Source organism: Gordonibacter pamelaeae 7-10-1-b, from assembly GCF_000210055.1.
Lineage (GTDB): Bacteria > Actinomycetota > Coriobacteriia > Coriobacteriales > Eggerthellaceae > Gordonibacter > Gordonibacter pamelaeae.
In genome coordinates this window covers 347,429-350,893 of the sequence record NC_021021.1, presented here as the reverse complement: position 1 = coordinate 350,893, position 3,465 = coordinate 347,429, and the positions used below count along the sequence as shown (strand labels likewise).

Below are 3,465 nucleotides of genomic sequence, written 5' to 3'. Positions count from 1 at the left end.
GGTCGCTGCGCTCGCGGCGCTCCCCACCGTTGCCCGCGCCCTCGGGCGCGTCCGGCTTGTCCAGGCGGTCGAGCGAGATCTTGCCCGTCTTCGGATCCACCTCGAGCACTTCCACCTTCACCACGTCGCCCAGCGCGAGCACGTCCTCCACGGAGGCCACGCGGCCGTTGGCCACGCGGGAGATGTGCAGCAGGCCGTCCTTGCCCGGCGTCAGCTTGACGAACGCGCCGAAGTCCTTGATGCCCACGACCTCGCCGTCGAACTGCTCGCCCACCTCGGGCTCCTTCACGATGCCCAGGATCATGGCCTTCGCGGCCTCGCCGGCCGGGCCCTCGATGGCGGCGATGTGGATGGTGCCGTCTTCCTCGATGTTGATCTGGGCGCCCGTCTCCTCCTGGATGCCGCGGACCACCTTGCCGCCGCTGCCGATGACGTCGCGGATCTTGTCCACCGGGATATGGATCGTCTCGATGCGCGGCGCGAACTCGGAAAGCTCCTCGCGCGGCGCCTCGATGGTCTCCAGCATGGCGTCCAGGATGTGGGCGCGGCCCTCGCTCGCCTGGGCGAGCGCGCGGGCCAGGATCTCGACGGACAGGCCGCGGGCCTTGTTGTCCATCTGCAGGGCGGTGATGCCCTTCTCCGTGCCGCACACCTTGAAGTCCATGTCGCCGAGGAAGTCCTCGATGCCCTGGATGTCGGAGAGGATGACCACGTCGTCGCCCTCCTTGATGAGGCCCATGGCGATGCCGGAGACCGGCGCCTTGATGGGCACGCCGGCATCCATGAGGGCCAGCGTGGAGCCGCAGGTGGAGGCCATGGACGAGGAGCCGTTGGACTCCAGGACCTCGCTCACCACGCGGATGGCGTAGGGGAACTCGTCCTCGTCCGGCAGCACCGGCATGAGCGCGCGCTCGGCGAGCGCACCGTGGCCGATCTCGCGGCGCTTCGGCGCGCCCATGCGGCCCGCCTCGCCCGTGCAGTACGGCGGGAAGTTGTACTGGTGCATGTAGCGCTTGCCCTCGGCGGGGTCGATGGTGTCGAGGCGCTGCCACTCGTTGAGCATGCCGAGCGTCACCACGGACAGTACCTGGGTCTGGCCGCGCTGGAACAGGCCCGAGCCGTGCACGCGGGGCAGGTAGCCGGGCTTGATGTAGAGCGGGCGGATCTCCTCGGGCGTGCGGCCGTCGGCGCGCTCGCCGGTGGCGATGACCATGGCGCGCATGGCCTTCTTCTCCAGCTTCTTCAGCTCGGCGGCGATGTCGCCCTTCCAGGCGGCGCGCTCCTCGTCGGAGAACTGCTCGGCCTTGATGCGCTCCTTGAGCTCCTCCACCTTGCCCATGCGCGACAGCTTGTCGGCGTCGTGCAGCGCGGCGGACATCTCGTCCATGAACGGGGCCACGCGCTCCGCGATGGCCGGGTCGGCCACGTGCACGGGCCACTCGACCGGCTGGATGTTCGCGCGGTCGAGGAAGCGCTGCTGCACCTCGCAGAACGCGGCGATGGCCTCCTGGCCGAACGCCATGGCGGCCAGCATGTCCTGCTCGGAGATCTCGTCGGCGCCCGCCTCCACCATGGAGATGTAGTCGGCCGTGCCGGCGATGGTGAGCTCCAGGTCGGAGTGCTCGGACTCCTCGAACGTCGGGTTCACGATGAACTCGCCCGTCTCGATGTCGCGGCCGATGCGCACGCAGGCGGCAGGGCCGTCGAAGGGGGCCGCGCCCAGCATGAGGGCGGCGCTCGCGCCCATGACGCAGATGGTGTCGGGCGGGTTCACGCTGTCCACCACGAGCGTCGTGCACACCACGTGCACCTCGCGCTTGAAGCCGTCCACGAAGCCGGGGCGGATGGGACGGTCCACCATGCGGGCCGTGAGCGTGCCCTTGTCCGACGGGCGCGCCTCGCGCTTCAGGTAGCCGCCCGGGATGCGGCCGACGGCGTACATCTTCTCGATGAAGTCGACCGTGAGCGGGAAGAAGTCGTAGTCCTTCTCCTGCCCGATGACCGCCGTGACCAGCACGGTGGTGTCGCCTTGCGTGACGACCACGGAACCGGTCGCCTGCTTGGCCAGCTCGCCCGTCTCCAAGCGGTACTGCTTCCCGTACAGCTCGAAGGATTCGACGATTTTCTCCATATGCACATTTCTTTCTCTTCGCCTTGGACGCCCTAGTGCGGCCAAGCTTCTTCGGCGCCGTCCGCTCCCTGCGGGCGGGCCGCGAGCAGAAGCGCCCTTGCGCTTCCGACCGCTCTATACAGAAGGAAGCTGAGCGCTTCCGGCTGTCCTTTCCCCGCCGTCCTCGAAGGACGGCGTCCCTCCGGCACGCGGAGGGCGGCGGGCGGCTCGTCCGGCAGGTCCCCGCCGCCACCTATGCGCGGGAGCCCGCGTGTGCGGGCTCCCGGTTCGTGCTAGATGTTGTCGCGGATGCCGAGCTTCTTGATAAGGGCACGGTATTCCTCGATGTCGCGGTTCTTGACGTACTTCAAGAGGCCGCGGCGCTTGCCGATGAGCATCATGAGGCCACGCTGCGTGTGCTTGTCCTTCTTGTGCACCTTCAGGTGCTCGGTGAGGTTGCGGATGCGCTCCGTGAGGATGGCGATCTGCACTTCGGGGCTGCCGGAATCGCCCTCGCCCTTGCCGAACTCCTTGATGAGCTCCGCGGTGCGCTCCTTCGTGATGCTGAGCTTGTCGGCCATGGTTCCACCTTTCCTTGGGCGCGCTCGCGCGCCGCCTCGTCATCGCCCCCGCCCGGCCTGGGCGGTTGCGCTCGTTGCGCTCCCCTCTGGGTGGGCATGCGGTGAGACATGCGGACCAAGCGAAGAGTGCCTGCGTTTTCGCAGCCTGCCTATTGTAGGCGATGCCGCAGGGGCGGGCAAGCGCCCGGGGCCTCACCCACAGGTTTCCCACATTGCGCGCGCCCGCGGTGCGCCCGCGGCGCTACCGCGCCAGGTCCAGCTCCATGAACACGTCGGCCTGCGGGTTGTCGTCGTAGCGGTCGAAGTCGCGGAAGCCGAGGCGCCGGTAGAGGCCGATGGCGTTCGCGGACGTGGAGATGGTGTCGAGGCGCATGGCGCGAAAGCCCCGGGAGCGTGCGAGGCCGATGGCCTGCTCGGCCAGGCGCCGGCCCCAGCCCTGGCCCTGCAGGCGCTCGTAGACGAACAGCGTCTTGAGCTCGCACACGTCCTCGGAAAGCGCCCGCACGCCCACGCAGCCGACCACCACCTCGGCGCCGTCCTCGACGAGGCACCAGAAGGCCTCGTAGGCCGCCTCGACGTCGAGCAGGTGCGCATGGCGTCCCTCCGGGTCGAACGTGCGCCCCGACTCGGGCAGGCAGCGCGCGAGGAAGGCGCGCAGGGGCGCGGCGAGATGGGGCTGGTAGGGTTCGATGGCGGGCATAGCGCTCCTCACTTCCCCACGCTCGGTCCCTGCGGGATCCACACGGTGAACGACGTGAGGCCCGCGTCGCTCGT

At 69.1% G+C, this 3,465-nt stretch carries 3 protein-coding genes; all 3 read right to left on the bottom strand.

Going from position 1 to position 3,465, the window contains the following annotated elements:
- Window positions 1-2,131 (bottom strand): polyribonucleotide nucleotidyltransferase (gene pnp / locus GPA_RS01600; protein ID WP_041238768.1); only part of this gene is annotated, 2,131 nt, incomplete at its 3' end.
- A 272-nt stretch (window positions 2,132-2,403) separates the two neighbouring features.
- Window positions 2,404-2,691 carry a 30S ribosomal protein S15 gene (gene rpsO, locus GPA_RS01595; RefSeq protein ID WP_015538750.1) on the bottom strand — a complete coding sequence of 96 codons (288 nt, stop codon included), beginning with the start codon at window positions 2,689-2,691 and terminating at the stop codon, window positions 2,404-2,406.
- Between the two features lie 241 nt (window positions 2,692-2,932).
- Complete coding sequence (locus tag GPA_RS16615) at window positions 2,933-3,391, bottom strand: GNAT family N-acetyltransferase (protein ID WP_015538749.1); 459 nt, start codon at window positions 3,389-3,391, stop codon at window positions 2,933-2,935.
- Window positions 3,392-3,465: the final 74 nt, after the last annotated feature.

What these genes read in the sequence shown, in the direction of transcription:
- rpsO (WP_015538750.1), bottom strand. Translation starts at nt 2,691, where the DNA reads ATGGCCGACAAGCTCAGCATCACGAAGGAGCGCACCGCGGAGCTCATC.
- GPA_RS16615 (WP_015538749.1), bottom strand. Translation starts at nt 3,391, where the DNA reads ATGCCCGCCATCGAACCCTACCAGCCCCATCTCGCCGCGCCCCTGCGC.